Here is a 3042-nt window from a genome sequence, read left to right on the forward strand (position 1 = left end):
GTCTGGCCAATCACATGCGGTTGCGGCGCGGGCTTCCCACCAGCCAGGGGGTGACCAGTGCTGAGTGATATCCTTGCCCGCAACCGCGACTGGTCGGCCAAAAGACAGGCGCAGGAACCTGGATACTTTACCCGTCTCGCAGCCCTGCAAGCCCCGGAATTCTTCTGGATCGGATGTTCGGACAGCCGTGTTCCGGCCAACGTCGTGGCGGGGCTCGACCCAGGCGAGGTCTTTGTCCATCGCAGCGTGGCGAACATCATTCATTCCTCTGATATGAACATGCTGTCCGCGCTGGAATTCGCGGTCGAAGCGTTGAAGGTGCGCGAGATCATCGTCTGCGGCCACTACGGCTGCGGCGGGGTCAAGGCAGCAACCGAGGATCTTCCTCACGGTCTTGCCGACCACTGGCTGGAGCCGATCCGACGCCTTTCCCGCGCCTATGCGGTCGATCTGAGCCGCCAGCCGGACCTTGAGGCGCAGCGCGACCGGTTGGCCGAGTTCAACGTGGTCGAAGGCGTCCGCCGGGTCTGCGAGACGCCTATCCTGCAGCGAGCCTGGACGCGCGGCGCGAAAGTCCGGGTGCATGGGCTGATCTACGGTTTGAAGGACGGCCTGTTGCGCGACCTCGACTGCAGCGTGGGTCCAGGACATTTCAAGGAAGGAGCAGCACTATGAGTATCCTTCAGCCAGTGACACGGACCGGCTGTGGCTGTGAGGGTCACGATACAAGCAAGAAGCTGATGACGATCGATGCCGCTCACGACCTGATTGGGCATTGCGTGACCATCGTCGACGGAACGGAAGACATCTGTCTTGGCAAGGCTTTGGGCCGCGTGCTTGCCGACCCTGTCAGTTCACGCAGCATGTCTCCTCCGTTCGACAACGCTGCAATGGACGGATTTGCCTTTTCCTCGGCAGCGCTGCGGGGTGATGGACCGTGGGTACTGGACGTAGCAGCGCGTATCCAGGCGGGGCAGTGTTCAGCCATGTCTCTGGTCGACCTGCAAGCCGCGCAAATATTCACTGGAGCAAAAGTTCCTGAAGGCGCGGACGTGGTCATGATGCAAGAAGAAGTCAAGCGGATGGGAAAGACGATCCGGGTAGCCATGCGACCAACGCCCGGGCTCAACATCCGCCGAGCCGGTAGTGAAATGGAGGCAGGGGTCACGGTGCTTGAGACGGGACGCCGGCTTGACGCGCGCGCGATTGCCGCCTGTGCTGCAGCCGGGGCGGGCTCTGTAACGGTGCGCAGGCGATTGCGCGTGGCGCTTCTGGTGACCGGCAACGAAATTCGCACGGCCGGTGCTCTGCGTGCCGAGGCTCAGATCTGGGACGTGAACACTCCCATGCTGACCGGCATTCTGACGCAGCCCCAGATCGATATTGTTGCTGTGGAACAGGGCATTGACAGTCGCGACGGGTTGTTCCTGCAGATTGCGGAACTGGCTGCCAATGCCGATCTTGTCATCACCACTGGCGGAATTTCGGTCGGTGAGGAAGACCACATCAAACCTGCGCTGTTAGCTCTTGGCGGGGACATTCAATTTAGTGGCGTTGCGATCAAGCCGGGCAAGCCGGTATCCTTCGGTCGTATTCGGGGCGCATGGTGGCTGGGTTTGCCAGGCAATCCCTTGTCAGCCTTCGTCACCTGGCAGCTTTTCGGAACGCCGATTGTCGCCCGACTGACCGGTGAAACGGAGCGAGTTACCCGGCGCCATGTCGTTACGGGAGCGGCGATTTCCAGGAAGCCCGGTCGCTGCGAGTTACGACCTGCGAGATGCGTAGGCTTTGACGGCCAAGGCCGTGAGGTCGTGACATTTGATGCCGAAACTCATTCCGGCCATGTCCACGGGTTACCCGAAGCAGACGGGTTGATCTTTTTGCCAGCCGACTGTGATTTCCTGCCCGAAGGCGCACTCGTCGAATTCCAACCCTTTTGTCCAAACTGAGAAGGCCGAAGATGAACCTCGCTTACACAATGGCGCCGGGCCGCGGTGATACCGATCTCATCCTCTTTAATCTTTCAAGAGCAATGGCTTCGCGTGGGTTTCGCTGCTGCGGTACGGTCCAGATAAACTCCGAGCGCTCCGATGCAGGGCCGTGTGACATGGATGTGCAAGTCTTACCCAACGGTCCAATTCTACGGATCAGCCAGGACCTCGGCCGTGAATCGCGCGGTTGCAGGCTTGACCCGGCGGCTTTGGACAAAGCCGTTGGCCTTGTATCAACCAGCTTGGTGCAAGGTGCAGATCTCCTGATCATAAACAAGTTTGGCAAACACGAAGCCGAAGGGCGCGGATTCCGAATGGTTGTCGCGGAAGCGCTATCCAACGGGATACCAGTCTTGGTAGGTGTCAACTCGCTCAACCTGTCTGCTTTCGAAGAGTTCGCAGGTGGCCTCGCAGTACCTTTGGCGCCTGAACCGGATGCCTTGGAGAGTTGGGCCATTCAGATGACCGGATCGAACCTTGCCACGGCGTGAGCCGCCGAGGATGTAACGTCCGCGATGCTGCCTTCACTCTCTGGGAGGGTCCTATCTGATATCGCCGCAGATTAAGCGCGACAGTTGACCGTCAAAAATCTTTCACGAAATCACCGATAGACGTTGAGGTGCGCTCCGTCATCAGTTCCGATTGAGCGTACGGATCTGGGTGAGGCACGTAGAATGATGGACGACACGCAACTGTCTGGGGACGGTCAGACACTGGGCACGCCGGGCGAGGTGTTCACCACGTTCCTGAAGCTTGGCCTGACGTCATTTGGCGGCCCGATCGCCCATCTGGGCTACTTTCGCGAAGAGCTGGTCAACCGGCGCAAGTGGCTGTCCGACCACGCCTATGCAGACCTTGTGGCGCTCTGCCAGTTCCTGCCCGGTCCCGCCTCCAGTCAGGTGGGCTTTGCGCTTGGCATGATGCGTGCCGGTTGGCTGGGGGCTCTTGCGGCCTTCACCGCCTTCACGCTCCCCTCGGCACTGGCCCTTCTAGTCTTCGCTATGACGGCGGCCAGCATCGCGGGGCCGATCGGCACCGGCGCGCTGCATGG

The 3042-nt window shown here is 60.4% G+C and carries 4 protein-coding genes; all 4 read left to right on the forward strand.

Annotated elements, in window-relative coordinates:
- Nucleotides 1-57 precede the first annotated feature (57 nt).
- A complete protein-coding gene (locus C5F46_RS15860; protein ID WP_107326268.1) occupies nt 58-675 on the forward strand; it encodes a carbonic anhydrase in 618 nt (205 codons plus the stop codon).
- Between the two features lie 65 nt (nt 676-740).
- Nucleotides 741-1949, forward strand: coding sequence for a molybdopterin molybdotransferase MoeA (locus tag C5F46_RS15865; protein ID WP_235820203.1), 1209 nt, complete (start codon nt 741-743; stop codon nt 1947-1949).
- 11 nt (nt 1950-1960) lie between these two features.
- Complete coding sequence (locus tag C5F46_RS15870; RefSeq protein ID WP_107326270.1) at nt 1961-2482, forward strand: DUF2478 domain-containing protein; 522 nt, start codon at nt 1961-1963, stop codon at nt 2480-2482.
- 183 nt (nt 2483-2665) lie between these two features.
- Nucleotides 2666-3042: chromate transporter (locus tag C5F46_RS15875; RefSeq protein WP_210203008.1), on the forward strand; the 377-nt coding region annotated here is incomplete at its 3' end.

Source organism: Phaeovulum veldkampii DSM 11550, from assembly GCF_003034995.1.
Taxonomy (GTDB): domain Bacteria; phylum Pseudomonadota; class Alphaproteobacteria; order Rhodobacterales; family Rhodobacteraceae; genus Phaeovulum; species Phaeovulum veldkampii.

Excerpts from the sequence above, each read along its gene's own strand:
- C5F46_RS15865 (WP_235820203.1), top strand. The coding sequence starts at position 741 with ATGACGATCGATGCCGCTCACGACCTGATTGGGCATTGCGTGACCATC.
- C5F46_RS15870 (WP_107326270.1), top strand. The coding sequence starts at position 1,961 with ATGAACCTCGCTTACACAATGGCGCCGGGCCGCGGTGATACCGATCTC.